The organism is Kribbella sp. NPDC049174, from assembly GCF_043197365.1.
Taxonomy (GTDB): Bacteria; Actinomycetota; Actinomycetes; order Propionibacteriales; family Kribbellaceae; genus Kribbella.
In genome coordinates this window covers 1,059,701-1,085,742 of record NZ_JBICSZ010000002.1, presented here as the reverse complement: position 1 = coordinate 1,085,742, position 26,042 = coordinate 1,059,701, and the positions used below count along the sequence as shown (strand labels likewise).

The following is a 26,042-nucleotide window of genomic DNA, read 5'->3' as shown; positions in this document are numbered from 1 at the left end:
AGCAGGGGTTCAGATGCGGGCCGCCCGGAGGAGCGCCTCGAAGGCGGTGCGCGCTCGATCCTCGGCCTTGGGGTCGGCCAGCAGCCGGCTGGCGTGGTGGTACGACAGCAGCACGCCTCTGATGTCGAAGGCGTACTGCTCGGGATCGGCGTCGGGGCGGAAATGGCCTTCGCTGATGCCGGTCCGGAACACGTTGGCGAGCAGGTCGGCGTAGTCGCGCTCGGCGCTCACCACGCGGTCGCGGACCGGGCTCGGGGGTGCGTCGTCGAGCTCGGCGGAGACGCTGGCGAAGAAGCATCCGCCGGGGAGAGCGAGGTCGCCGTTGTCCCAGCGGAGCTTGCGGTCGAAGAGCTCACGCAGGCGCGGTTCACCGCGTGGAGTCTGGAGGGCCGGCCGGACGACCCGCTCGGCGAACAACTCGGACGCCCGCTCGACCACCGCGACCTGAAGCTGCTCCTTGGACCGGAAGTGGGCGAAGAGCCCGCTCTTCGACAGCTGCATCCGGTCGGCCAGCAGCCCGATGGTGAGCCCGTTCAACCCGGTCGCACTCACCACCCGTGCTGCCTCATCCAGCGCAGCAGCCCGAGTCTCCTCGCCCTTACTCACCTCATGATAAAAGCACGAACGTTCGCTCCAGGGCAAGCGGTTAGCAGGACTTGCCCGGATCGACCTTGGTGAGGATCTGGTCGGCGATGGTCTTCAGTTGCGCGAGCTGCTCGGGCGTCAGGGCGTCGATGACGTACTCGCGAACGGTCGCCACATGGCCGGGAGCGGCGGCCACCAGGACTTCGTAGCCGGTGTCGGTGATGGTGGCGACGGTGATGCGGCCGTCGTCGTCGGCGGGACGGCGTTCGACGAAGCCGCGTTGCTCGAGGCGCTTGACCACATGGGACAGCCGCGACAGCGAGCCGTTCGCGAAGCCGGCCAGGTCACTCATCCGGCGCGAGCGACCGGGCGACTCGGACAGCCCGGCGAGCACCAGGTACTCGAAGTGACTCAGCTCCGAGTCACGCTGGAGTTGGTAGTCGAGCACGCCCGGCAGCTTGAACAGGAGGGCGGCCAGCGCCATCCAGGTCGCGAGCTCATCCTCTTCCAGCCACCGCACCCCGTCTTCCATGACCGCATTTTACGGCATTAGTTGACGCTTCAAGTCATCCGGGTCTAGCTTTGGGTTGAAACGTCAACCAATGACTGCGAGTGGACAATGAACGTCTTTCTGTGGATCATCGCGGGTCTGCTGGCAGCGCTGTTCCTGGCCGCGGGCGCGACCAAGCTGACCCAGCCCCGGCGGAGCCTGATGGCCAACCCGAACATGAAGTGGACCGAGGACTTCTCCGCCCCGGCGATCAAGCTGATCGGCGCCGCCGAGGTGCTCGGCGCCCTCGGCCTGATCCTGCCCGCCGTCCTCGACATCGCCCCGATCCTGGTCCCGCTCGCCGCCACCGGTCTCGCCGTCCTGATGCTCGGCGCGGCCATCACCCACGCCCGCCGCAAGGAGCCGCAGCCGGTCGTCATCAACGCCGTCCTGCTGATCCTCGCGGTGATCGTCGCCGTCTTCAGGTTCGGCCCCAACAGCTTCTAGCCCCCGATGTTGTCGCGATCCACGAAGTCGAGCCGGGCCGGCTCGCGGATACTCGGTGCGTCAAGCAACCGAACGGAGCGCGCGCATGTACGTCGACCCGGACTATGCCGAACCCGACCTCGACGAGGTGGCCCGGCTGATCGAGGCGCAGCCGTTCGCCACCCTGGTGACGGACCAGCCTGAGCTGCGGATCGCGCACGTCCCGGTCCAGGTACGGCAGGACGGCGGACTCCAGATCGTGGCGCACGTGGCCGGTCGCGACCCGTTCGCCGAGTCGATCCGGCAGCGGGCCCGGATCCTGATCAGCGTGCTCGGCCCGTCGGTGTACGTGAGCCCGGCCTGGTACGCGAGCCGTGGGCTGCCGACGTACAACTTCGTCGCGATCGAGCTGCGCGGGCAGGCGGAGCCGCTCGACGATCCGGACGCCGTCCGGGCGCATCTGATGCGGCTGGTCCAGGACCACGAGCAGGCGCTGAACCCGGGTGATCAGAAGGCGCGGTGGCGCGTGGACGAATGGGCCCGGGACCAGACGACCGAGTTGCTGCCGGAGCTGCAGGCGTTCACCTTGCGGGTCGAGCAGGTGACCGCGAAGGTGAAGATGGGTCAGAACCGGACCGAAGGCGATCGGGTCGGGACGATGGCCGCCCTGCACGACTCGCCGCGCACGGACCACCAAATGGTCGAAGGCTTGATGAAGGCTCGGTACGACGATGAAGGCCGGGTGAGGGGTGAGCGATGACCTACGACGTGGCAGTGGTCGGCGCGGGGGCGATGGGGTCGGCGGCTGCACGGGCGTTGGCGGCCGCCGGGCGTGAGGTCGTCGTCCTCGAGCAGTACGAGTTGGGCCATGTCCGGGGTGGATCGCACGGCGGGACCCGGCTGTTCCGGCCGGCCGCGGACAACGCCGAGGTCGCCCGGCTGACCGAGCAGGCTCGCGGGTTGTGGCGAGAGCTCGAGGACGAGTCCGGCGAGACGCTGTTCGAGGTGACCGGCGGGATCGATCACGGCATCGATGACGCGACCATCGAGACATTCAAAGAGCTCCACAGCGCCGACGGCCAGGTGCTCAGCCCGGAAGAGGCGGCCGAGCGCTGGCCCGGCATACGGTTCGAAGGCCCGGTGTTGTACCAGCCTGGTTCGGGACGTCTGTACGCCGAGCGCACTGTCAGCGCACTGCAGCGAGTGGCGAATGCCGAGTTCCGGGACCAGTCACCAGTGCAGGGGCTGAAGATTCACGATGACCTGGTCGAGCTCGACGTACCTGGTGGGGCGGTGCAGGCTCGGCAGGTCGTGGTGACCGCAGGCGCGTGGGCTCCGAAACTGCTGACCGGGTTGGTGCAGTTGCCGCCGTTCAAGGTGACGCAGGAGCAGCCGCGGTTCTTCGCGCCGGTGTCGGACGACCTGGACTGGCCGAGTTTCGTGCACTGGCGCGCCGGAGCCGAAGTTCCCAAGGTGAGCTACGGGCTGTTCGAGGCGGGATCCGGTGTGAAGGTCGGCCTGCACGCCACCGGGCCGGTCGTCGATCCGGACACGCGGGACTTCGCAGTGGAGCCGAAGTTGGATGCCGAGCTGCTGCGGTACGTCGAGGAGTGGTTCCCCGGCCTGGACGCCAGTCGGTCGACGGCGATCAGCTGTCTGTACGACAACACACCGACCGACAACTTCGTCATCGACCGGGTCGGGCCGATCACTGTCGCTGTCGGGTTCTGCGGCCAGGGGTTCAAATTCGTGCCGCTGATCGGCGAGTATGTCCGTGGCCTGGTCACCGGCGAGGGAACGGTGCCGTCCCGCTTCCGGCTCAGCAGCCATGTGGGCGAGTAGCAATGCTCGGCGACCACATCGCAAGCCTGTCGCTGGTGGATCATCACGTCCACGGCGCCATCAAAGGACCGCTGGACCGGGCCGGTTTCGAGCAGCTGATCACCGAGTCGGACCGGCCGGTCCCACCGTGGATGTCGACGTTCGACTCTCAACTGGGCTTGGCGATCCGGCGGTACTGCGCACCACTGCTAGGACTGGCTCCGCACGCTTCAGCGGACGACTACCTGGCTGCGCGGTCCCAGCTGGGTGCGGAGGCGGTGAATCGACTCTTCCTCGGTGCTGCCGGTGTGAGCGACTACCTGGTCGATACCGGTTATCTGGGTGATGCAGTGACCGATGTCGACGAGCTGGCCAAGCTGAGTGGCTCCCGCGCGCACGAGGTGGTGCGACTGGAGTCCGAGCTGGAGTACGTCGCTTCACAGGAGTCCTCGGTGACCGCCGTACCTGATGCGCTGGTACGGCGACTCGAGGAGCGGACTGCCGGGGCTGTCGGGCTGAAGAGCATCGTGGCGTATCGGCACGGGTTCGACTTCGATCCGGCTGAGCCGAGTGCTGCGGACGTACTGACTGCTCTGGATCGCTGGTACGCGTCGGGCGCTGCACGTGTCACTGACCCGGTGCTGCTGCGCTGGCTACTGTGGACGGGTGCGCGACGTGGGCTGCCGCTACAGCTGCACGTCGGCTTCGGTGACCCGGACCTGCAGTTGCGGAAGGCTGACCCGTTGCTGCTGACCGAGTGGCTCCGTCTGGTCGAGCCACTCGGCGCACAGGTGGTGTTGCTGCACTGCTACCCCTTCCACCGTGAGGCCGGGTACCTCGCACACGCCTTCCCCCACGTCAGTTTCGACCTAGGCCTCACCACCATGTACGTCGGGGCGCGGGCGGCGGCCGTACTCGCGGAAGGGCTGGAGCTCGCGCCGTTCGCGAAGGTGCTCTACTCCTCCGACGCGTGGGGACCGGCGGAGCTGCACTACCTCGGAGCCGCGGTGTGGCGGCGTGCGGTCACATCTGTGCTCGGTGGCTTCGTGGAGCACGGTGACTGGTCTGCCAAGGACGCTCTACGCGTGGCGACACTGTGGGGTCGCGAGAACGCCCAGCGGCTGTACCGGATCGGGTGAGGCCTAGAGGTAGAGGCCGGTCTGGCCGTCCTCGAGGCGGCCGGCCGCGACCGCGTGCAGGTCGCGCTCGCGCAGCAGGATGTAGTCGTCGCCGCGGACCTCGACCTCGGCCCGATCCTCCGGGTCGAACAGGACCCGGTCGTCCACCTCGACCGTGCGCACGTTGGCGCCGATCGCGACCACCTTCGCCCAGGCGAGCCGGCGGCCCATCTGCGCGGTGGCCGGGATCAGGATGCCGGCCGAGGACTTCCGCTCCCCCTCCGCCTCGAGGGAGACCAGTACCCGGTCGTGCAGCATCCGGATCGGCAGTTTGTCGTCGGACAGCCGCTTGCGAGGAGTCACCGGCGACCCACCAGCCGGCGGATCAGCAGCAGGACGGCGAGCACGCCGACCGCGGCACCGCCGACCGCGACGATCTTCTGCGTCCGCAGCTGGCCGCGCTCGTCGAACACCTGCGCCTTCGCCTGCTCGACCTGCCGCTTCGCCACGTTCTTCGGGTGCGCACGGTCGACCAGTTCGTCCACGGTCGAGGCCAGTCGCGCGCGGGTGGCGGCGATGTCCGCCTCGATCTGCTCGGGGGTCCGAGCCTGCGTGTCCGACACCTGTCGACGCTCCCTTCGTTCCTGGGGGCTGCCCCGGGATGGCCGGGCCTGCCCTGCTGACTCCATCCTCGCAGGTCATGCCTGTAAGTCGACGACCACCTTGATGTCATCCGGTTCCCGGACCAGAGCGCCGGGCCAGTCGGACAGCGGTACGGTCCGGGTGATCAGCCGCTCCAGCCAGCTCTTGTCGGCCGCCTGGAGGATGTCGACCGCGTCCGCGTAGTGCCGTTTGGCCGCGTTCACAGTGCCCACCAGCGCGGCGTTGCGGACGACCAGTTGGCGGGTCAGAGCATCCAGCTGTACGTCGATCGTCGCGGGGCCGGGCGAGATGCCGGTCAGGCACATGACCCCGGCCGGTCCGAGCAGCGAGGCGCAGTCGAACACGACCTGGCCGGACCCGGTCGCCTCGATCACCACGTCCGGCGTGACAGTCAGGTCTGCCAGGTCGGTGAGATACGTCCCACCGAGTGCTTGCACCAACTCAGGCTTCGGCCCGTCCTTGACCCGGTCCAGGACGTGTACGGCGTACCCGCGCTGTGTCGCGATCAGAGCGGCGAGCAGACCGATCGGACCGGCCCCGGTGACGAGCACGTGCTCCGGCCCGAACCACGACCGCGAGGCGACCCGGTCCACCTGCTCCCAGGCCTTCGCGAGAATGCTGGCGGGCTCCACGAGTACGCCGAGGTGGCCGAGCTGCTGCGGGACCGGTGCGGCGAAGTACGGATCAACTCGCCAGCGCTCGGCGCCATACCCGTCCATCTCCTTGATGCCGCGCTCGGTGTACCGGCCGTTGCGGCAGAAATCCCACTCACCGCGTGCACAGGCCGGACAGGGCTCAGGGTCCGGTCTGCGGACCACACCGGCCACCAGGTCACCCGGGCTGAAGCCGGAGCCGTCCGGCGCCTCCAGGACCCGTCCGAGCGACTCATGGCCGATCACGAGTTTGTCTGAGCCCGGTCTGCCGCTTCCGAACGCTCCGGAGACCAGCTCGACATCCGTGCCACAGATCCCAGTGAGCAGTCCCTCGACCAGAACCGAACCATCCGTCGCCGGTGGCTCGCCGACCTCCCCTACCGCGGCTGAGTCAGCTTTCCCCGTCGTCACTGTCATCGCCCGCATACGGTCAGGCTAACCGTGTCATGTCGACCGTCACCTCGATAGCAGTCGCCGCGCCGCCCGAGTAGATGCCCTTCAGCGGAGAGACGTCGCCGTAGTCGCGGCCGGTGGCCACCCAGACGTGCCGGTGACCGATCGGGAGGTCGTTGGTCGGGTCGAAACCCCACCAGTCGCCGGTCCAGGCCTCTACCCAGGCGTGGCTCTCTCCCACGACCGTCTCGCCCACCGCGGCGTCGGGCTCGGTGTGGAGGTAGCCGGAGACGTATCGGGCGGGTACGCCGACCGCACGCAGCATGGCGAGCGTGAGGTGCGCGTAGTCCTGGCACACGCCCTCCCCCGCCTGCCACGCGTCGATGGCGGACGAGTGCACTCCCGTGGTGCCACGCTGGTACTTCAGCGTGCCGTGCACCCACTTGGACACTGCCAGCACGGTCTCCTGCGGGGTCAGGCCCTTGCGCAACGACCGGGCTACCGCGGCCAGCTCACGGTTCTTCGGCACGTAGGTGGTCCACTCGAGGTACTCGGCGTACCTGTCGAGGGACTCCGCCGAGCGGACCTGGGACCAGGTCGCCTCGACTGCTGGGGGCGGTTGCTCGGTCGTCTCCACCACAGACGCCGCCACGACCTTCAGCTCGGTGTGTGGGGTGTGCAGGTCGAAGGCGTTGACCTCGGTGCCCCAGTAGTCCACGTACTTGTAGGCCCTGGTGGCCGGCAGTGTCTCGAGCCGGGCGACCATGAGGTTCTGCCGGTCGTCGCTGCGCGGTGTGAGCCGGGCTTCGTTGTAAGACTGTGTAACTGCCGTCGCGTAACGGTAGCCGGTGGTGTGAACCACCCGAAGTCTCCAGTTCACAGGTTCACCTCCGCGTTGTTCCACTCGATCCACGGCACGGCGTGGAAGTACTGCCGCGACACGGCCTCGCCCACCTCGCGCACTGTGGTCTGCAACGTCTGCAGCCGGCCAGTGAGGTCGTCCAGCAGCTCAGCCGGTCGCAGGAACTCCAGCTCGCTCCTCGCCTTCCCCAGCAGCCGTGAGGCCTCCGCACCGGCGCCGATCCTGGCAGACGGGCCATGGTCGAGTGCTTCCAGGCAGGACTCGGCTTGCATCAGTGCATGGAAGGCAGAACGCGGGAACAGCCTGTCCAGCAGCAGGAACTGCACGACGCGCGAGGCGTCCAGTGCACCGCGATACGTCCGCAGATACGTGTCATGAGCACCCGCAGAGCGCAGTACGGTCACCCAGCCGGGCGACGTCGGCTTGTCACCCACACGGGACATCAGGAGCCGGACGATCATGTCCACCCGCTCCACCGACCGCCCCAGCACCAGGAACCGCCAGCCGTCGTCCCGGCTCATGGTGGAGTCCGCCAGCCCGGCGAACATCGCGGCCCGGTCCTCCACGAAGGTGAAGAACTCGTGCGGCCCCACTCGACGCGCAGCACGCTGCCGCTCGGGTACGGCGTTCCACATCGCGTTGATGCACTGCCACAGCTCGCTGGACACCACCTCACGCGCCACCCGGGTGTTCTCCCGGGCACTCTCGATCGAGGACACGATCGAACCGGACTCCGGCGACATCGCCACCAGTTCGGTCAGCCCCCAGACGTCCAACGGGGTGCCGTCGGGCGGAGTGATGCCGAGGACCGACAGCAGCGTGCGGCTCGCACTGTCGGCGTCGACTGTCGCGTCCTCGAGCAGTTGGTGCACCGACACGTCGAGGATCCGCGCGGTGTCGTCCGCACGTTCGACGTACCGGCCGATCCAGTACAGCGACTCGGCGTTGCGTGCGAGCATCGTCAGCACCTCCCCATCACTGTTGCTGCTGCTGTTGGGCGACGTTCAGTTCAGGACCGCGCTCCGGTGTCGAGGCCTCGTCGGACTTGATGCCTGCCGCACCCAGCCCACGGCCACGCAGTTCGGCGTCATCGGAGGCTCTGGGCGCCAGCACCCAGGTGTCCTTGGACCCACCGCCCTGAGACGAGTTCACGATCAGACTGCCCTCGGGAATCGCCACCCGGGTCAGTCCACCCGGCAGCACGAACACGTCCTCGCCGTCGTTCACCGCGAACGGCCGCAGGTCCACATGCCTCGGCTGCAACCGCTCACCGACCTTGGTAGGCACAGTGGACAGCTGTACGACGGGCTGCGCGATCCAGCCCCGTGGATTGGTCCGGATCCGGCGGCGCTGGGCCTGGAGCTCCTTGGGCGAGGCATCCGGTCCGAAGACGATGCCGTAGCCACCAGAGCCCTCGACAGGCTTCGTCACGAGCTCGTCCAACCGGTCCAGCACCTCCGCCTGCTCAGTGGGCAACCAGCAGCGGAAGGTGTCCACGTTCGGCAGCAGTGGGGTCTCACCCAGGTAGTACTTGAGGATCTCCGGGAGGTACGTGTAGATCAGCTTGTCGTCACCGACGCCGTTGCCGATCGCGTTGGCGATCACCACGTTGCCCGCCCGCGCCGCGTTCACCAGGCCCGCGACACCGAGCACGGAGTCCGGTACGAACTGCACCGGGTCCAGGAACTCGTCATCTATCCGCCGGTAGATCACATCCACCCGCTGCTCGCCCTCAGTGGTCCGCAGGTAGATCACGTTGTTGCGGGCGAACAGGTCACGCCCCTCGACCAGCTCCACCCCCATCTGCCGCGCCAGCAGCGAGTGCTCGAAGTACGCCGAGTTGTAGACGCCCGGTGTGAGTACGACGACGTTCGGGTCGGTCGCACTCGCTGGAGCCGCGGCTCTCAACGCTCTGAGCAGGTGGACCGCGTAGTCGCCCACCGCACGGACCCGGTGCTTGGCGAACAGGTCCGGGAACACCCGTGTCATCGTCCGGCGGTTCTCCATCACGTACGACACCCCGGACGGGCTGCGCAGGTTGTCCTCCAGCACCCGGAAGTCGCCCTGCTCGTCGCGGACCACGTCGATGCCGGCCACATGGATCCGGACGCCGTTCGGCGGGGCGATGCCGGCCGCCTGCCGGTGGAAGTGCTCGCACGAGGTGATGAGCCGCCGCGGCAGTACGCCGTCCGCCACGATCTGCTGTGGCCCGTAGATGTCGGCCAGAAACGCCTCCAGCGCCCTGACCCGCTGCACGATGCCTCGCTCCAGCCGCGACCACTCCGAGGCCGTGATCACCCGTGGCACCAGGTCCAGCGGGAACGGCCGCTCCTCACCGGACAGGCTGAAGGTGATGCCCTGGTCGACCAGAGCCCGGTCCAGCGCCTCGGCCCTGGTGGTCAGGTCCCCTGGCTGCAGTGGCTTGAGCGAGTCGTGCAGCCGCTTGTACGCCGTACGGACTCCGTCCACCGGGTCGAACATCTCGTCGTACGCACCGGCGTGCGGGCGCCGCGGGTCGAGATACCCGTCGAACAACTGTGGGCCCGCGGGGCGGGAAGATGCGCGGCTCATCTGCGCATCTTGACCCACGAACGCCACGCTCGCACCCGGAACGCCTGGCAGTTTTCCCGCACGTAACATTGCCGACAGTCAATCGATTCGTGGAGGGGCCTGATGAGCGAACGTCTGTCCGTCGGTGACAACGCACCTGAATTCACTCTTCCCGATGCCGACGGCAACGAGGTCGCGCTGAAGGACCTGCGCGGCAAGAACGTGATCGTCTACTTCTACCCGGCCGCGATGACGCCGGGCTGCACCAAGCAGGCGTGCGACTTCCGCGACTCGCTCGACTCCCTCCAGGCCGCCGGGTACGCCGTGCTGGGCATCTCACCGGACAAGCCGGCGAAGCTGGCCAAGTTCCGCGACCGCGACGGGGTGACCTTCCCGCTGCTGAGCGACCCCGACAAAGAGGTGCTGACGGCGTACGGCGCGTTCGGCGAGAAGACGATGTACGGCAAGAAGGTCACCGGCGTGATCCGGTCCACCTTCGTCGTCGACCCGGCCGGCAAGATCGCCGTCGCCCAGTACAACGTCAAGGCCACCGGCCACGTCGCCAAGCTCCGCCGCGATCTCGGCCTCTAAGCCGCGGCCGCCCGCGTCAGCCGTCCGCGGCGGTGAAAAGACAACCTTGTCAGCACCGTCCCCGGAGGGAAACCTTCGACCGTTTCATGGGCACGGTCCATGGAACGGTCGTTTGAGCGATCAATACGATGTGATTTGGGTCACACCAAGATCTCACCGGATCGGAGTGGCAGGACTACCGTCGGTGAATTTTCCAGCGTTCCTGTGAAAGACCGGTACTCCCAGGAGCGTCGGCGTTCGGTTGCGGTCCACCGGCAGCTGTGTCCAGGAACACTGCGACCTTGGCCCTGACCAGCCGAAACCGGGTAATCTGCGCGCGCAGTCAGCCTCTGGGAGGGAGGGACCTGCCGCGATGGGAAAACATTCCTCTGCGGTGACGCGAAGTAACAACAACCGCCGTTCGGTGTACATCACCGCGGTCGGGCTTCTGGTGATCTCGCTGGGCGCCGTGTTCGTCGTCCGGTCCTTCGGGTCCGAGGCGGGAGCCGACGGCTTCCTCGGCGGCGGCAGCCAGTCGTGCGACGACCCCACCCAGGTGTCGCTCAGCACCACGCCCGAACTGCAGTCGTCACTGGAGTCGGCGGCCAAGTCGCTGGCCACCAAGGGCGGCGACGACGGAACTCCGTGTCTGCAGTTCACCATCAGCGCGGCTCCCTCGGCGAAGGTCGCCCAGGATCTCGCGGCCAACAGCGACAACCGTCCCGACCTGTGGATCCCGGACTCCTCACTCTGGGTCGCCCAGGCCGACGACGGTCAGAGCGTGCCGACCGTCGCCGTACCGTCGGTCGCGTCCTCACCGCTGGTGCTGGTCGGACGGAGCACCAACTTCGCCGACACCTCGTCCTGGCTGCGCGCCTTCAACCTTCCCAGCGAGCCGGCCCTGCTGGACCCGCTGAGCACGTCCCCGGGTGCGCTCGCGCTGCTCGCGGTCCAGTCGGAGCGGCAGCGGACGTCGGCGTCCGACACCCAGGTCGCCTCGGTGGTCGTGCCGCTGGCGCAGCGGCTCGGCTCGATGGCCAAGCCGTTCACCGACCCGAACGCCCTGTTCGGCCGCGCCGATCAAGACGGCAGCAAGGTCGTCGTACCGGCGTCGGAGCAGAGCTTCGTGAAGTACCAGGACGACCACCCGGACGCCCAGCTCCGGGCGATCGTGCCGGGCACCGGCACGCTGTCGCTGGACTACCCGGTCGTGGTCACGGCCAAGTCGGACACCGAGCAGGCCACCGACGCCGCCAAGGCGCTCGCGGCCGAACTGCTCTCCGACAGCTCCAGCCAGGCCCGCGACACCGCCGGCTTCCGGGACGCGCAGTCGAGCCCGCTCAGCGGCGGGCGCGGCGTCGGCGACATCACCCAGCTGGCCAAGCCGAACGGCGAGACGGTCGACAAGACGCTGCTCAACTGGACCCGGCTGTCGCTGTCGACCCACTCGCTCGCGGTGATCGACATCTCCGGCTCGATGGCGGAGGTGGTCGGCAAGAAGACCCGGATGCAGCTGACCATCGAGGCGGCCGGCGGCGGCCTGTCGCTGTTCCCGAACAGCGCGTCGCTCGGCCTGTGGACCTTCTCGACCAAGATCGGTCCGGACGATGCCGACTACAAGGAACTCGTCCCGATCGCGCCGCTGTCGGACCGGCAGCGCAAGAAGATCCTGGACAACCTGAAGATCCAGCGCCCGATCCCGAACGGCAGCACCGGCCTGTACGACACCGCGATCGCCGCGGTCCGTGCGGTCCGGCAGCAGTACGACTCGAGCGCGGTCAACTCGATCCTGCTGTTCACCGACGGCAAGAACGACGACCCCGGCAGCCCGACGCTGGAGCAGACCGTGCAGACCCTCAAGGGCCTGCGCGACCCGGCCCGCCCGGTCCGGATCATCGCTCTCGGCATGGGTCCGGAGGCGAACGCCGAGGAACTCCGCGCCCTCGCCGCGGCCACCGGTGGCCAGAGCTACGTCGCGCGCAACCCGTCGGACCTGCGCCAGGTCTTCATCGACGCCCTCCAGAGCCGCTGACCCGAGTCGCCTCCCCTAGGATGTCTCCGCAAGGGGAGGCGACTCCCACAGCCAGAGTGGTGGAACGGCAGACACGCCGGCTTTAGGTGCCGGTGCCCTCGGGCGTGCGGGTTCAAATCCCGCCTCTGGCACCCCGCTTCACCGGCGACTTCAGCCGGCGCCGACGGTCGCATCGTCGGTGCGAAGAGGTGTGTCGCCGGGCCGGAGGTTGAAGGCCTGGGCGGCGGAGGCGCCGCGGATGACCAGTTCCAGGTAGCCGGTGCCGGAGCTGCCGGGGATCAGGCCTGGGGCGTTCCGCGGGACGGCGGTCAGGTGCGGGTAGCAGGTGACGTCGGTGTGGGTGATGGTGCCGTCGGCGGTGCGATGGGCGATCGCGAATGACGCGCCGAGGGTGAAGCCCACGGCGGCGGGGTGGCAGTTGAGTTTGCAGTTGCCGAAGTTGTCGATGACGCTGACGGTCGGCGGCTCGTCCCGGGTGAGTGGTACGACGGTCGGCGTCGACGGGACCGGGCGGTCGTCGGCGATCCACTTGGCGAGCAGCGGGAGATACCAGAGGCTGCGGAACTGGGTGTCCGCGATCCTGTCCACTTCAGCCGGCGTGAGGTTCGTCCAGGACGCTGAGGCCAGCACCTCGCGAATATCGGTGACGAACACCTTCTGGACGTCGAGTTCCCGGCGTACCAGCTCCAAGGCGCGGGCGTTGAAGGTGCTGGCGACGAGGTGTTCGCCGTACCAGAAGTAGCAGAACGGGACGCCGTTGGGCCAAGCGCCGTCGCGAGGCGCGATGTTGAGCAACGTAATGGTCGGATGACCGTCCTCGCCCAAGGATTCCGTGGATCTCAGACAGTCCAGCAGAGTGAGGGCCGCGAAGGCCTCCGGATCAGGGCCGTCGGCGGCCACGATGGTCGGCGACTGACCGAACAGGGCACCGATACGGGTGCTGAGCCGGGCCCGGGCGTTCCCGTCGGAACAGTCGGTGATGTAGGTGATCGGGTACATGCGTGCTCCTGGAGATGTTTGCAGCTGGGACGAAAAAGAGAGGCCCCCGACACCGGGGGCCTCTCTCGCTGCAAGCGTCAGTGTGCGCGCGCCGCTAGAGTCCTCCGCATCGAGGGCTCAGCATTCGCATAGCGGCGTACCAGGTCACGATCGGGATGGTAGCACCCTCACCGGGCCTGGCCGTTCTCGAAGTAGGTGACCAGGGCCGGGTCCATCGGCGGGATGTCGATCGGGGTGCCGTTGTCGCGCAGGGACGTCGTCGCGGCGTAGCCGGCGGCCACCGCGGCGCGCGCCGCGACCGGCGACGTCAGCGTCGCACCACCCTCGCGGACGAACCGGATGTACTCGTCGACCAGCCGCGGATCCGCGCCGGCGTGACCGCCGTCGGCGTCCGGGATGTCGACCACCAGATCGGCGTCCTCGCGGTACCCGGACCGCTTGCTGTTCCACACCTTCACCACACCACCCGGGCTGTCGCCGAAGTTCTCCAGCCGCCCCTCGGTGCCGATCACCGTGTAGTTGCGCCAGTAGTCCGGCGTGTAGTGGCACTGCTGGTAGGTGACGTAGATCCCGTTGTCCAGCAGGAGATTCGCCATCGAGATGTCCTCGACGTCCATCACCGGCGCCATCCCCTGCTGCGACAGCGGCGGCCAGTTGTCCTGGGACACGAAGTCACCGAAGCGCTGCTCGGAACGGTCGAGCCGGTCCTCGATCCCGCCGTACAGGGTGAGCGCGCCCATCGCGTTCACGCGGGTGGTGTACCCGCCGGCCAGCCAGTGCATCACATCGATGTCATGGGCACCCTTCTGCAACAGCAGGCCGGTGGTACGACGCCGATCGGCGTGCCAGTCCTTGAAGTAGTAGTCGCCGCCGTGACCGACGAAGTGCCGGCACCAGATCGCCTTCACCTCGCCGATCGCGCCGGCCTGGATGAGTTCGCGCATCGTCAGCACGACGGGCATGTGCCGCATGTTGTGGCCGACGTACAACCGTGCACCGCTGTCGTACGCCGCCTGCAGCACGCGGTCGCAACCGGAGGTGGTGATCGCGAGCGGCTTCTCGACGAACACCGACACACCGGCCCGGAGGAAGTCGATCGCCGGGTCCTCGTGCAGGTCGTCCGGCGTGGTCAGGAAGACTCCGTCGAGTTTCTGGTCGAGCAGCTCGGTGTGGTCGGCGTGGGTGGTGGCGTCCGGGTACAGCACCTGTGCCGCGTCCCGCGAGGCGGCGGCCGGGTCGGCGAGCGCGACAACCTCGGAACCTTCGCCGGGCCGGTGGGCGTACTGCGCGATGCGGCTCCGGGCACCGAGACCCACCACACCGAACCGAAGATCAGTCATTCCAGGCATCTCCTGCACATAGTTGTTTGTATCACCCTAACTCCGCGCACTTCCGTCCTTCAATCACCCGTCCTCCAGCTGGAATTGCCCCACTCGTCATCCGGGCAACACCGGCGGCTCGTCCAGTGACGTCACCATGACGGAATGTGAGCCTCCACTATGTGGCACTGGGGGACTCGACCACCGTGGGTGTCGGGGACCCGATGAACGGCAGCAGTACGACCGACCTCTCCGGTGCCGGCGCGCGCCCGGGCGAAGGGTGGCGGGGCTGGGCCTCGCTGCTCGCCGACTCCCTGGCCAGTTCCCACCGTGTGACGTTCTCCAACTTCGCGACCAGCGGCGCCACCGCCCCCGCTGTGGCGACCGAGCAACTGCCCGACGCCGTGTCGACCGGTCCGATCGACATCGCCTCACTCATCGTCGGGGTCAACGACACCCTGCGCTCCACCTTCGACTCCGGCCGGATCCGCGACTGCCTGCAACTCTGTGCCGAACAGCTGACCGCCCGCGGCGCGCTGCTGCTCACCGTGCGGTTCCACGACCACGGCCAGGTGTTCGGCCTGCCCTCGTGGCTGCGCCGCCCGCTGTGGCAGCGGATCGAGCAGGTCAATCTCGCGTACGACGACCTGCACACGAAGTACGGCGGGATCCGGCTGGACATGGCCGACTACCCGGAGGTGTACCGCCGGGACTTCTGGAGCGTCGACCGGCTGCACCCGGGTGAGCGTGGTCACCGGCGGCTGGCCCGCGGGTTCGCCGACGAACTGGCTCGGCGCGGGCTGCGGATCGACGTACCACCCGAGCTGGACTGTGCGTCCACGCCACCGAGTAAGTGGGCGGACACGGTCTGGCTGGTCCGCGAGGGCGTCCCGTGGCTCGGCCGGCGGGCCGGAGACCTGACGCCGTGGGCCGCCCGGATGGCGGTCAGTCAGCTCCGGCCGCCGACCAATGCGGAGGTCCAGCGCCTGGAGGCATAGGGTCTGAGGCATGGCGCGTATCGATGGACGGACGTCGGATCAGCTTCGACCGGTGACCCTGACCCGGAAGTGGCTCGACCATGCCGAGGGCTCGGTGCTGGTCGAGTTCGGCCGCACCCGGGTGCTGTGTGCGGCGAGTGTGACCGAGGGCGTGCCGCGGTGGCGGAAGGGCTCCGGGCTCGGCTGGGTCAGCGCGGAGTACGCGATGCTGCCGCGGTCGACGAACACCCGCTCGGACCGCGAGTCGGTGAAGGGCCGGATCGGCGGCCGGACGCACGAGATCTCCCGGCTGATCGGGCGGTCGCTGCGGGCCGTGATCGACTACAAAGCGCTCGGCGAGAACACCATCCTGCTCGACTGCGACGTACTGCAGGCCGACGGTGGCACCCGGACCGCCGCGATCACCGGCGCCTACGTCGCTCTCGCGGACGCGGTGTCGTACCTGCGCGACCGCAAGCTGCTGAAGAGCGAGCCGCTGACCGGCTCGGTCGCCGCGGTCTCGGTCGGCATCATCGACGGCAGCCCGATGCTCGACCTCTGCTACGAGGAGGACGTCCGGGCCGAGACCGACATGAATCTGGTGATGACCGGCGACGGCCGGTTCATCGAGGTGCAGGGCACCGCCGAGGGCGCGCCGTTCGACCGCGCCGAGCTGGACAGCCTGCTGGAGATCGGTACTGCGGGCTGCGCGGAGCTGACCAAGCTGCAGCAGGAGGCCCTCGCGTGACTGTGTTCGATGCCGCGCTGCCGCGCGGCGGGTCATGGGGCTTTGACTCCCGGCCTTCCCTCGTCGCTCCAGTCGCTTCGCTCCCTCCACTCCTCAGTCCAGGCCGGGAGGCCCCATGACCAGGGTCCTTCTCGCGTCGAACAACAAGAAGAAGCTCGAGGAACTGCGGCGCATCCTGACCCCGATCGTGCCCGGTATCGAGGTGCTCGGCCTGGGCGACGTACCGCCGTACCAGGAGCCGGCCGAGACCGAGCCGACGTTCGAGGGCAACGCGCTGCTGAAGGCGCACGCGGCGATGGTGGCGACCGGACTGCCGTCGATCGCGGACGACAGCGGGATCTGTGTGGACGCGCTGAACGGGATGCCCGGTGTGCTGTCGGCGCGCTGGTCCGGGCCGGCGAAGGACAACCACGCGAACAACCTGCTGCTGCTCGGGCAGCTGGAAGACGTACCGGACGAGCGGCGCGGCGCGTCGTTCATCGCGGCCGTCGCCTTCGTCCGGCCCGATGCCGAGGACGAGATCGTGATCGGCGAGATGCGCGGCTCGGTGATCCGGGAACTGCGCGGCACCGGCGGTTTCGGGTACGACGTCCTGTTCGCCGCCGAGGGCTACGACCGGACGACGGCGGAACTGTCGATCGAGGAGAAGGACGCGATCAGTCACCGGGGCAAGGCGTTGCGCGCGCTCGCCCCGATCGTCGCGAAGGCACTGGGAGAGTAACCATGTTGTTCGCCGGATCGGATCGGGACGGGGTCGAGGCAGGCAGGATCACCACGGCGTACCGGCGGTGGGCCGAGGCGCGGGTGGTCGAGGGGCGGATCTACCGCACCAACGCCGGCCGGATCGAGATCGACAGCGTCCGTGAGGTCAACCCGGACCTGATCGCCGACAACGACGCCGATGTCGCGGCCGCGGACCGGCGCAACGCCAAGGACGTCCGCCGGCGCCTGCGCGGCAACGAGGACTGGCCCACCTTCCTGATCAAGTTCCACCTGGTCGAGGGCCCGGACCCGCGCGAACAACTGGCCGCGCAGTCCACCCTGTCGCCCGAGGATCTCGACGACCTGATGGCGCGGTTGGCGAAGTTCGACGAGCTCAGCAACCACGGTGCCTGGACCGCCGACACTCTCCGGCTGATCCAGTCGAAGCCTGCGACCCGGGCCGCCGACCTCGCCACCGAGCTGGGCCGCGAGACCGCCCCCTTCAAACTGGACGTCCGCAAACTCAAGAACCTCGGCCTCACCCACAGCCTCGAAGTCGGCTACGAGCTGAGCCCGCGCGGCACGGCGTACCTGGACTCCCTCGGCTGATCCGGCCCCGGACCCGCGCCCGGATCTGAGGGGTTCTGGGCGGTTTCTGAGGGGTTGACTCCGATGTGGCCGGGTGGCCTGCGGGCCGACTGTGAGATGGAAGCGGCGATCCCGCCGCAACGGTCTCACTGGAGGAATCATGAACCGCAGGTGGTCAGCCCTCGCACTGTCCGCAGTTGCCATGGGTGCACTCGCCGTTACCGCGACCGAGGCGTCGGCCGACCCGAAGGACCCGCGGCCAGGCGTCTCGGCCGAGCTGAACGCCTGGCCGGACGAAGGCTCCGGCTACCCGGGCGCAGCGACCGGGACCGGGTCGACGACCTGGCCGGACGAAGGCTCCGGCTACCCGGGTGCCGCGACCGGGTCCGGATCGACGACCTGGCCGGATGAAGGTGCCGGCTATCCAGGTGCCGCAACCCAGGACGTGCGGCGGAACTACGACTCGAGGTACGGCGTGACCCCCGTGCAGCCCGTGCAGGCAGCCTCGGCGGCGAGCACGTCGGACAACGATGACGCGACGGCCGCGGTCCTGCAGGCCGGCGCATCCGCCCTCGGTGGTGCCGGAGTCGCCTTCGGCGCGATGTGGGTGTTCCGGCGTCACCAGCGGCTGGCCAGCTAACCGCACTCCCCCACAGGAGGTATCCGCTGTCCGGCGCGGTCACGCACGCCGGACAGCGGGTACAGACAGTCCGGGGTTGCCGACGGCAGACTGGGCGGTGTGGGAGGGGGAGCAGCCACCGGCGCTCCCGGTATCGCCGGTCGGGTCGAGGAACGCGAAGTCCTCGGTGCGGCGGTTCGGGCAGCGGCCGAAGGACGACCGTGTGCGGTGTTCGTGCACGGAGAGGCCGGTGTGGGCAAGACCCGCCTGGTCGGAGCCGTCTGTGACGAGGCCGCGGAACTGGGCGTTGCCGTCTTGTGGGGCCGATGCGTTCGCTTCGGCGCGGTGGATTCGCCGTACGGTCCGCTGGTCGGTGCGCTGGAGGGTTGGACCGAGTCGGCCGAGCCTGATGAGCTGGCCGAGGTGCTCGAAGCCGTCCCGGCCGCGGCCGAGCTGTTGCCCGCGCTGGGCGGGTACGCGTTCGACCACGGGGTCCGGCTCTTGTCGGTGGTCGACGCGCTGGTGATGGCGATCGCCAGGCACCGGCCGACGGTGCTGGTCGTGGACGATGTGCAGTGGGCCGATCCGGCGTCACGCGACGCCCTCGCCTACCTGGTGGCCGGTTTCCGCAGGCAGCGGCTGGCGATTCTGACCACCTTCCGGGACGAGGAGCTCTTCACCGGTCACCCGATGCACAGCTGGCTGGCGGATCTCCGCCGGCTTCCGTCCGTGAGTGACGTCAGGCTGGACCGGCTGAGCCGGGACGAGACCGAGCAGCAGGTCGCGATGCTGCTGGGTGGCCGTCCTCGCCGTGGGCTCGTGGACGACGTCGTACGGCGATCCGACGGCAACCCCTATCTCAGCGAACTGCTCCTCGAGGGAGTCACCGTGACCGCCGACGCGTTGCCCGCCGGTCTGCCGGCCGAGCTGACGGGGGCATTGCTCGCCGCCTGGCATCGGCTCCCGGCGCCGGCGCGGGACGTGATGCGGCTGCTGGCGGTCGCCGGGCGGCCTACGTCGATCGACGACCTGACTGAGGTCGCCGCAGCGTGTGGGATCGGGCCCGGCGCGGTGACCAGCGCGCTGGCCGCGGCGACGAACACCGGGATCAGTGTGGCGCGGGATGCCGAGACCTGCTGGTTCCGGCACCCGTTGCTGGCCGAGGTCCTGTATGCCACCTTCGTCCCCGGCGAGGCGGGACCGATGCACGCCGCGTGGGCCAAGGCGATCGAATCCCGTCCGGCGACGGGCCTCGACGAGGTCCAGCGACAGGGCGACCTGGCGCTGCACTACGAGGCCGCCCACGACCTGGATTCCTGTCTCGAAGCGTCGCTGCGGGCGGCTGACCTCGCCGGCGGGATCCACGCTCGGCGTGAGGAGGCGGTGCATCTGCGCCGCGCCGCGCGCCTGTGGCCGACCGTCCACGGTGGTGAGAGCGACCGGGTGGTCGAGGAGGTAGGCCTGCTGGAGCGGGTCGCGCGGGCCAACGACCTGGTCGGCGACGGCGAGGCGAGCTTCCGCACCTGGAGCCGTGCGCTCGAACTCGTCGACGAGCGCACGGATCCGCTGCGGGCCGGCCGGATGCTGAGGCGATGGGCCGACGCGGCCTGGGCAACGGGTCGAACCAACGGGCGACCGGTCGCCGAGGCACAGCACGCGGTCGAGCTGAGCCGGAGGTTTCCGGACAGCGAGGAGTACGCCGAAGCCCTGGCCTACCTCAGTTGGTGTCAGTGGTGGAACAACGAGCTCGAGCTGTCCAGGCGGTACGCCGAGGAGGCGGTGCAGGCCGCTCAACGGTCCGGGTCCAAGGCAGCGCTCAGCCTCGCGTATGCAGCCCGTGGCAACGCGGACGTCCACGGCGAACGCTCCGATCAGGACACCGCCACCGGCCTGCGTTTCGCCGAGCAGACCGGCGAGCCGGATCTGATCTGGCGGATGCTCGCGATCCGGCAGAACTACCTGAGCCGGCGCGGCCGGCTGCTGGAATGCCTCGAGCCGTGCCGGAGGTTCCTCGCGTTCGCCCTCGACGAAGGAGCCCTGTCGGTCGCGGCCTTCGCCGCCGGGCTGCTGTCCCATCACCTCCTGATGTTCGGACGCCTGCCGGAGAGCACCGACGTCATTCGCGACGGCCTTTCCCTGGCCGGCCTGCCGAACGCCGGTGCCATGGTCCGGCTGAGCGCGGCCTCGTTGTCGGTACGCACCGGAAGTCCGAACCCGGCGGGGATGCATGTGCAGCGCGCCAAGGAGCTGATGCCGGAGCTGGAGAACCGGGCGGGCTTGTACGCGCAGCCTGTCCTGGCCGAGTACCTGCTGGCCACCGGCCGACCCGAACAGGCCCTCGACCTGTTGACGCGAACGATCGGCACGCAGTACGCCGATACCCGCGACGCCGACGAGATGCTGGTGTGGGGAGCGCGCGTGGCGGCCGATCTGATGGAAGCCGCGAGGGACCAGGGTGACAGCGACGCCGTGCGAACGACGCAAGCAGCCTTCGACGAACTGCTCACCGCGCGCCGCGGGATGCAGCCTTCGGCCTTCAAGGCCGGCGGTCCGACCGACCTGATCCAACCTGCGATGCAGGCTCTGTTCACGGCCGAGAGCGCAAGGTACGCAGCTGAGTCGCCCACCTCGGCCGAGTGGGAGGAAGCGGTACGCCGGTGCGACGCCGCGGGACTGCGGTGGGACGAAGCCGTCGCGTCGTGGCGGTGGGCGCAGGCCCTGCACGGCGAGGGCGCGTCTCGGAACGTCGTCGCCGAACCGCTGAGGTCCGCGCACCGGTTCGCGGCCGAGGTCGGCGCGATTCCGTTACGGGACCAGGTGGAGGCGCTGGCCGCTCTCGGCGGCATCCCTCTCCAGGAGCCGGCTGAGCTGCCCGACGTACCGGCCCGCCTCAGTTCGCTGACGAAGCGGGAGCAGGAGGTGCTCTCCCATTTGGTCGCCGGCCGAACGTACGCCGAGATCGCGAAAGCGCTGTTCATCAGTGAGAAGACGGTCAGCGTGCATGTCTCGAACCTGCTGCACAAGACCGGGACCTCGTCCCGCCGCGAGGTGGCCGCCCTCGCCATCCGGCTCGGCCGATCGGCGGCGGACTAACCGTCCAGCCGGCCGAGCGCGCGGCGGCCGGTGCGGTCTGCGGACGACGGGCTACCGACGGCGGTGCCGTACAGAACGATCTCGGACTCGAGGTCGAGGTGAAGCAACCCGGACAGTTCGTTGTCGAGGAAGCCGCCGAGATTGACGGCCCCCAGGTCGAGCCCGGTCGCCGCGAGGACGAGGTTCTGCGCCACGTGCCCCGCTTCCAGCAACAGGTAGCGGTAGCCGCGATCGCCGTACTTGAGCAGGCTGCGCGCACAGACGGCGGACAGCACCAGGACGACGGCGGCCTCGGCCGCCCACGGCTGGCCAAGGAACAGGTGGGTGACCAGTGACCCCGGTACCGCACCGTCGCTGACCCGCTCCAGACCATCGGCGAGCGGAACATAGTGATAGATCCCGGCGGGCAGGCCGTCCACCGACCGCACCACCACACTGAGTTCGAGCGGGTACAGCCCCCCGCCGGACGGCACGGCTCGGTCGACCACGTAGAGCGGACCATCGTCGGTCACTCCGGTGGTGCCGTACCCGATCCGCAACAGGGTGGCGAACTCCGGGAGACTGATCGGCCGGTCCTGAAATGCGCGGCACGACACCCGGTCGCGGACCAACCCGTCCAACGGCGTGTCGATCGGTACGCCGGGGGGCAAGGGGACCCACGGTGCGGTCGGGTCCTCTCGACCGGGCTGCGGTGACGAGACCGTGTCGGGGGCGGTGAGCGGTCGGCCCGCCGTACCTCGGTGGTAGGTCCAGGCCAGCGGCTGATCGGTGCGGAAGGTGTCGGACATCGGCTGTCCTTACGCCAGCGGGTGTGGGGTGAGGTTCAGCTCGTCCACCCGTGTCGGTCGGGGTCGCAGGCCGATTCGGGCCGGCATCTCCAGCAGCCGGGATCCGCCGAGCCGGGCCTGGTCGGCACCGAACCAGATCGGTACGAAGCCCGGTACCAGACCGCGTACCACCCGGACTCCGAGGTCGGCCACATCGGGCGGGGTGACGTCGACGGCAAGCACGTCCGGCGCCACCGCGGCCAGCGACCGGACCAAGGACTGGAGGTTGTCGTTGCTCTGGGCATCCATCGGGTCGCGCCCGGCTGGGCGGGTGCCGACGGCCGGCCACGGCGTCCGCGGGCTCTCACGGAGGAAGCGCATCCCGGTCGCGGCGGCACCCGGGTCGGCGTACACCAGATCGTGGTCGTCGAGCGTCGCGACCCTGGCCGGTGCGGCGGCCAGCTCGGCCATCCGGGTCCGGACAGCGGGCAACCGGAGCCGGCTGCGCAGCAGCGGCCGCACCTGCGCGACCTCCAGTACGGCGGCCCGGGCGGCGGCGACCGGCTCCAGCGCGGCGGCGACGCCGATCACGGCGGCCGGTGCCCGTTCGGACCACGCGACGGCCAGGACGACCGCGGCGGCTGTGTCGGTCGGGAGCAGGTGCACGACCAGCTCGACACCACGGCGTGCGTGGGTCGCCGCGATCGCGCGGACCTGTTCGTCCGGGACGTCGGCTGCGGCCACGCAACGACCGGGCAATCGATGCGACCAGGCGATCGCGAAGGCATCCCGCTCGATCACTTCCAGCAACGCCCGCAGGGTTGCGCCGGCCAGGTCCAGGCCGGCCGCGAACCCGTTCGACGTTGCGGGGAACAGGGCGGCCGTGGCCGGCGGCCGGTAGCCCAGATGCGTTGCCAGCAAGGGGATCCAGACCTCCTGGCCGGTCACCAACGACTGCGCCGGCACCCACTCGAGTTCGGTCTCCGGTCGCCACGGTTGGAACGGCACCGCGTCGTACTGGTGGTCGGCGAACAACACCAGGTCCCGCGGATGCACGCCGGGCCGATCCAGGCCGTCGTACGTCGAACTGATCCTGCGCTCGGGTCGCCACGTCATCGCGGCGTACCGTTCGAGGGCCTCGCCGAGCGCGCTGTCGCGAGCTTCCTCGCGAGTCCAGCCCTTACCCGAGCAGGACACGAAGGCATCGCGTCCGGTGCGGAAGTGAGCGTTCGCCAGTTCGGCCCGGACGACGAACGGTCGCTCGGGCTCGTCGACGTCTTTTGGTATCACCTCCACCACGCGGACGACACCGCAGAGCCGATCGACCGCCCGCTGGTCGGCTCCGTTGAGGTCGGTGGCTCGATCAGCCACGGCAGGAGGTCGGCGGTCCTTCGCACACGCCGGGCAGTCCGGACGTGGTAGCACCGGATGCAGCTGCTCGGTGCCGCGTAGCGCGTCGAGCGTCAGCACGCCGGCGGCAAGCCGCGGTGCCACGGACAGCTCCGTCAGCAGCGCGTCCGTGATCATCGGCAGCAGTGCCGGCAGCACGGGTCGTGTAGCGGCGTCCGGCAACCGGCGTGCAGCGAGTTCCTCCTCGAGCGCCATCGCCTTGGCGAAGTCGTCCTCGCACGCCAGCGCGCGCATCCGCCAGCACAGGTAGCACGGGCCCTCGCCCGGCAGCACCAGCGGACCGATCGTTGCCCGGGCACCCCGTACGGCGGCATGCACGGCCGGCACACCCGACCGCAGTCCGACCGTGTTGACCCACGAGTGCAGGACCGGTAGCGCGCCGTCGTCGGCGGCGACGACGAGCTCCGCACCCGCCATCACCGCCGGCAGGTCGTCACGCTGCCGCGGGTACGGCGCCCGTACCACGCGGTCGGACGGCCCGGCCAGCGCCGTACCGACCGCCTCGGTGACCTCCGCACGCCCGATCAGGACGACGCGCAAGGTCATTCGCCGAGGTTTGCGAACCGCTGGACCGCGCCTGCGTCGTACTCGCCGAAGGTGCCCGAATCCCCGGACGTCTCGAAGATGCCCAGCATCGCGCACCGCACCACGCGCGCGAGCGGATCATCGGGTCCGAGCCCCGGGTCGAGCGCCAGCATGTCGCGGACTTTGACGTAGGCCCGCCACTCGTCGTCCGTCACCGTGTCCAACTGCTGCCGCAGCTCGTGGATCCGGCTCTTGAGGTCATCCAACTCCGGAACAGCCATAGCTCCCCCTCCCATCAACCGGGCAGCCAGGCGATCCCCCTGTGTTCTCCACCCCAACACGAACCGTCGGCCCCGGACCGATTCACTTCGAGTATCAGCCGGTGCGTCGAGACATCACAAGGCGCCGGAGGGCAGAACCACGCCCCGGAGCAGACCACGCACCACTTCGGGTTGCTCGCGCCACGGTGAGTGTCCGGCGTTGTGCACCAAGTGGAAGGTGTGGTGCGGCGTGTGCGCAGCCAGCTCTTGTACGGCGGAAGCCGGCCGCGGATCCCCGTCGCCGTGGAGGTAGGTCACGTGCATCGGCAGCGACGCCGCGAGGCCGGCAACGTGATCAGCGGGCCACGACTTGATCTCCGCACCGAGCGCGCTGTTCGCCGCGAAGTTGATCGGAAGATCGACCGAAGCACTCTCCAGCGCCCAGGCCATCGCCATCGACTGGTCCGCATGATCGGTGAACCACGAGAGGACGCGGAACTCGATCTCCTCCGCCGCGGTGCGATCCGCCCCGGACAACGCGTCCAGGCGATCACGTTGGGCCGGCGTCGTCCGGCGGCGGTGTTCCTCGTGGTACGCCGTCCGCCAGTCACCGATGCCGACGCCGTCGAGGTAGACGACGCCCGCGACGTGATCCGGGTACGACGCCGCGTACACCAGCGCGAGTGTCGCACCGAAGGAATGGCCGACGACCATGATCCGCTCGTGTCGCCAATGAGAGCGCAGTTCGTCGATGTCCTGAGCCAAGCGCTGCATCGTCTGCAGGTCCGACGGATCCGAACGTCCGCACCCTCGCTGGTCGAAGCGGTGGACGACGGTCAGGTCGTCGATCATCTCCGCGAGGACCGCGTGGTCGTCCCACAGGCCGGGGCCGCCGTGCAGGATCACGACCGGTACGGCGGAGGTCGCCGTGCCGGTGGTTGCGGTCCACAACCGCACGCCGTCAGATGTCGAAAACGGCATGCGGGGTGGCGAGCTCGACCGGGCCGGAGTAGGTCTTGCGGGCGTTCTCGGCTTGGGTCTCGCGGTCGTACCAGGGCGGGACGTGGGTGATGACGAGGCGTTTCACGCCGGCCTTCTTGGCCTGTTCGCCGGCATCGGCGGGCGTGAGGTGGAGGTCGGTCGGGTTGTGCGGATCGTTGTCCGGCAAGGCCGCTTCGGACAGCAGCAGGTCGGCGCCGCGGGCGAGCTCGACCAGGGCCTCGTTCGGGCCGGTGTCGCCGGTGTAGACGAGCGATTTGTTGCCGTGCTCAACACGAATCGCGTACGCCGGTACCGGATGCACCATCGGCGCGGTCCGGACGGTGAAGGGCCCGATCTGCTGAACATCGTGCCAGGTATGGAATTCCAGCTCCTCCTCCATCCCCGGATCGAGCGGCAGGTCGTACGCCAGCGCCATCCGGTACGCCGTCCCGGGTGGACCGTGGACGGGGATCCGCGGAATCGGTGCCCCGGGCGCGTACTTGGCCGAGACGTACAGACCGCACAGGTCCATACAGTGGTCAGGATGCAGGTGGGACAGGCCGATCGCACCGATCTCCGTGACGGCGAGATGCCGCTGGAGCGAGCCGAGCGCGCCACTGCCGAGGTCGAGGATCAGGTTGAACCCCTCGGCGGTGACCAGATAGCTCGAGGCGGCCGAGTCCGGCCCGGGGACGGACCCGGAGCAGCCGAGCACGGTGAGCTTCATAGCTGGAACATTACCGGCGGGTTGCCCCGTTCGCAGGGAAGCCGGTGGCGTACGCAACGTCACCGAAGCGCTGATCCAGTTGCCTGGCAGTGATTTCACGCACA

The 26,042-nt window shown here is 69.0% G+C and carries 27 protein-coding genes and 1 tRNA gene; 13 read left to right on the top strand and 15 right to left on the bottom strand.

The annotated features are described in order from the left end of the window. Window positions 1-9: 9 nt before the first annotated feature. Window positions 10-606, bottom strand: a complete 597-nt coding sequence (locus ACGFIF_RS15795) for a TetR/AcrR family transcriptional regulator (RefSeq protein WP_393155028.1) — start codon at window positions 604-606, stop codon at window positions 10-12. Between the two features lie 40 nt (window positions 607-646). Further along, a complete protein-coding gene (locus ACGFIF_RS15790) occupies window positions 647-1,117 on the bottom strand; it encodes a MarR family winged helix-turn-helix transcriptional regulator (RefSeq protein ID WP_393155026.1) in 471 nt (156 codons plus the stop codon). 87 nt (window positions 1,118-1,204) lie between these two features. Between ACGFIF_RS15790 and ACGFIF_RS15785 the strand changes: the two genes are divergently transcribed. The 4 genes from ACGFIF_RS15785 to ACGFIF_RS15770 all read left to right on the top strand — a co-directional run bounded on the left by ACGFIF_RS15785 (window position 1,205) and on the right by ACGFIF_RS15770 (window position 4,521). Continuing rightward, on the top strand, window positions 1,205-1,582 hold the full coding sequence (locus ACGFIF_RS15785; RefSeq protein ID WP_393155025.1) for a DoxX family protein: 378 nt from the start codon (window positions 1,205-1,207) through the stop codon (window positions 1,580-1,582). An 85-nt stretch (window positions 1,583-1,667) separates the two neighbouring features. Continuing rightward, the gene (locus ACGFIF_RS15780; protein ID WP_393155024.1) at window positions 1,668-2,321 is read left to right on the top strand and encodes an FMN-binding negative transcriptional regulator; all 654 of its coding nucleotides are present in this window, start codon (window positions 1,668-1,670) and stop codon (window positions 2,319-2,321) included. Beyond that, complete coding sequence (locus ACGFIF_RS15775) at window positions 2,318-3,403, top strand: FAD-dependent oxidoreductase (protein ID WP_393155022.1); 1,086 nt, start codon at window positions 2,318-2,320, stop codon at window positions 3,401-3,403. The genes ACGFIF_RS15780 and ACGFIF_RS15775 overlap by 4 nt, the downstream gene beginning before the upstream one ends. 35 nt (window positions 3,404-3,438) lie before the next feature. Further along, a complete protein-coding gene (locus tag ACGFIF_RS15770; RefSeq protein ID WP_393155021.1) occupies window positions 3,439-4,521 on the top strand; it encodes an amidohydrolase family protein in 1,083 nt (360 codons plus the stop codon). A 3-nt stretch (window positions 4,522-4,524) separates the two neighbouring features. Here the strand turns inward: ACGFIF_RS15770 and ACGFIF_RS15765 are convergent, their stop codons facing one another. The 6 genes from ACGFIF_RS15765 to ACGFIF_RS15740 all read right to left on the bottom strand — a co-directional run bounded on the left by ACGFIF_RS15765 (window position 4,525) and on the right by ACGFIF_RS15740 (window position 9,552). Then, the gene (locus ACGFIF_RS15765; protein ID WP_199237081.1) at window positions 4,525-4,818 is read right to left on the bottom strand and encodes a co-chaperone GroES; all 294 of its coding nucleotides are present in this window, start codon (window positions 4,816-4,818) and stop codon (window positions 4,525-4,527) included. Window positions 4,819-4,859: 41 nt separating this feature from the next. Continuing rightward, on the bottom strand, window positions 4,860-5,123 hold the full coding sequence (locus tag ACGFIF_RS15760; RefSeq protein WP_393155020.1) for a DUF3618 domain-containing protein: 264 nt from the start codon (window positions 5,121-5,123) through the stop codon (window positions 4,860-4,862). Window positions 5,124-5,198: 75 nt separating this feature from the next. Continuing rightward, window positions 5,199-6,242, bottom strand: a complete 1,044-nt coding sequence (locus ACGFIF_RS15755; RefSeq protein ID WP_393155018.1) for a glucose 1-dehydrogenase — start codon at window positions 6,240-6,242, stop codon at window positions 5,199-5,201. A gap of 4 nt (window positions 6,243-6,246) precedes the next feature. Beyond that, window positions 6,247-7,089 carry a transglutaminase domain-containing protein gene (locus ACGFIF_RS15750; protein WP_393155017.1) on the bottom strand — a complete coding sequence of 281 codons (843 nt, stop codon included), beginning with the start codon at window positions 7,087-7,089 and terminating at the stop codon, window positions 6,247-6,249. Beyond that, complete coding sequence (locus ACGFIF_RS15745) at window positions 7,086-8,030, bottom strand: alpha-E domain-containing protein (protein WP_393155016.1); 945 nt, start codon at window positions 8,028-8,030, stop codon at window positions 7,086-7,088. Before ACGFIF_RS15745 ends, ACGFIF_RS15750 begins: the two co-directional genes overlap by 4 nt. Before the next feature lie 16 nt (window positions 8,031-8,046). Further along, window positions 8,047-9,552, bottom strand: coding sequence for a circularly permuted type 2 ATP-grasp protein (locus ACGFIF_RS15740; protein ID WP_393155478.1), 1,506 nt, complete (start codon window positions 9,550-9,552; stop codon window positions 8,047-8,049). A 192-nt stretch (window positions 9,553-9,744) separates the two neighbouring features. Here ACGFIF_RS15740 and bcp point away from each other — a divergent pair, with 192 nt between their 5' ends. The 3 genes from bcp to ACGFIF_RS15725 all read left to right on the top strand — a co-directional run bounded on the left by bcp (window position 9,745) and on the right by ACGFIF_RS15725 (window position 12,354). Then, window positions 9,745-10,212: a thioredoxin-dependent thiol peroxidase gene (gene bcp, locus ACGFIF_RS15735; RefSeq protein ID WP_393155014.1), complete on the top strand. Its 468-nt coding sequence runs from the start codon at window positions 9,745-9,747 to the stop codon at window positions 10,210-10,212. Between the two features lie 373 nt (window positions 10,213-10,585). Then, complete coding sequence (locus ACGFIF_RS15730) at window positions 10,586-12,223, top strand: substrate-binding domain-containing protein (RefSeq protein ID WP_393155013.1); 1,638 nt, start codon at window positions 10,586-10,588, stop codon at window positions 12,221-12,223. A 50-nt stretch (window positions 12,224-12,273) separates the two neighbouring features. Then, a tRNA-Leu gene (locus tag ACGFIF_RS15725) sits at window positions 12,274-12,354 on the top strand. 19 nt (window positions 12,355-12,373) lie between these two features. Here the strand turns inward: ACGFIF_RS15725 and ACGFIF_RS15720 are convergent. After that, entirely contained in the window at window positions 12,374-13,222 is an 849-nt protein-coding gene (locus tag ACGFIF_RS15720; RefSeq protein ID WP_393155011.1) for an SAM hydroxide adenosyltransferase, read from the bottom strand. Between the two features lie 167 nt (window positions 13,223-13,389). Further along, on the bottom strand, window positions 13,390-14,562 hold the full coding sequence (locus ACGFIF_RS15715) for a Gfo/Idh/MocA family protein (RefSeq protein WP_393155010.1): 1,173 nt from the start codon (window positions 14,560-14,562) through the stop codon (window positions 13,390-13,392). 146 nt (window positions 14,563-14,708) lie between these two features. Between ACGFIF_RS15715 and ACGFIF_RS15710 the strand changes: the two genes are divergently transcribed. From ACGFIF_RS15710 to ACGFIF_RS15685, 6 genes are all read left to right on the top strand, one after another. Further along, a complete protein-coding gene (locus ACGFIF_RS15710) occupies window positions 14,709-15,539 on the top strand; it encodes an SGNH/GDSL hydrolase family protein (protein ID WP_393155008.1) in 831 nt (276 codons plus the stop codon). Between the two features lie 10 nt (window positions 15,540-15,549). Beyond that, window positions 15,550-16,266 carry a ribonuclease PH gene (rph, locus tag ACGFIF_RS15705; protein ID WP_393155006.1) on the top strand — a complete coding sequence of 239 codons (717 nt, stop codon included), beginning with the start codon at window positions 15,550-15,552 and terminating at the stop codon, window positions 16,264-16,266. A 115-nt stretch (window positions 16,267-16,381) separates the two neighbouring features. After that, window positions 16,382-16,987 (top strand): RdgB/HAM1 family non-canonical purine NTP pyrophosphatase, encoded by a 606-nt coding sequence (gene rdgB / locus ACGFIF_RS15700; RefSeq protein WP_393155005.1) that lies wholly within the window; start codon window positions 16,382-16,384, stop codon window positions 16,985-16,987. A 2-nt stretch (window positions 16,988-16,989) separates the two neighbouring features. After that, entirely contained in the window at window positions 16,990-17,577 is a 588-nt protein-coding gene (locus tag ACGFIF_RS15695; RefSeq protein WP_393155004.1) for a hypothetical protein, read from the top strand. Between the two features lie 139 nt (window positions 17,578-17,716). Beyond that, a complete protein-coding gene (locus ACGFIF_RS15690; protein ID WP_393155002.1) occupies window positions 17,717-18,196 on the top strand; it encodes a hypothetical protein in 480 nt (159 codons plus the stop codon). 99 nt (window positions 18,197-18,295) lie between these two features. Continuing rightward, a complete protein-coding gene (locus ACGFIF_RS15685) occupies window positions 18,296-21,268 on the top strand; it encodes an AAA family ATPase (protein ID WP_393155001.1) in 2,973 nt (990 codons plus the stop codon). Here the strand turns inward: ACGFIF_RS15685 and ACGFIF_RS15680 are convergent. The 5 genes from ACGFIF_RS15680 to ACGFIF_RS15660 form a co-directional block, all read right to left on the bottom strand. Continuing rightward, window positions 21,265-22,056, bottom strand: a complete 792-nt coding sequence (locus tag ACGFIF_RS15680; RefSeq protein WP_393154999.1) for a SagB/ThcOx family dehydrogenase — start codon at window positions 22,054-22,056, stop codon at window positions 21,265-21,267. The two genes, ACGFIF_RS15685 and ACGFIF_RS15680, sit on opposite strands and share 4 nt — an antisense overlap. A gap of 9 nt (window positions 22,057-22,065) precedes the next feature. Then, entirely contained in the window at window positions 22,066-23,991 is a 1,926-nt protein-coding gene (locus ACGFIF_RS15675) for a TOMM precursor leader peptide-binding protein (RefSeq protein WP_393154998.1), read from the bottom strand. Further along, a complete protein-coding gene (locus ACGFIF_RS15670; protein ID WP_393154996.1) occupies window positions 23,988-24,251 on the bottom strand; it encodes a hypothetical protein in 264 nt (87 codons plus the stop codon). The genes ACGFIF_RS15675 and ACGFIF_RS15670 overlap by 4 nt, the downstream gene beginning before the upstream one ends. Window positions 24,252-24,365: 114 nt before the next feature. Then, window positions 24,366-25,211 (bottom strand): alpha/beta fold hydrolase, encoded by an 846-nt coding sequence (locus tag ACGFIF_RS15665; RefSeq protein ID WP_393154995.1) that lies wholly within the window; start codon window positions 25,209-25,211, stop codon window positions 24,366-24,368. Continuing rightward, on the bottom strand, window positions 25,192-25,938 hold the full coding sequence (locus tag ACGFIF_RS15660) for an MBL fold metallo-hydrolase (protein ID WP_393154994.1): 747 nt from the start codon (window positions 25,936-25,938) through the stop codon (window positions 25,192-25,194). Before ACGFIF_RS15660 ends, ACGFIF_RS15665 begins: the two co-directional genes overlap by 20 nt. Window positions 25,939-26,042 lie beyond the last annotated feature (104 nt).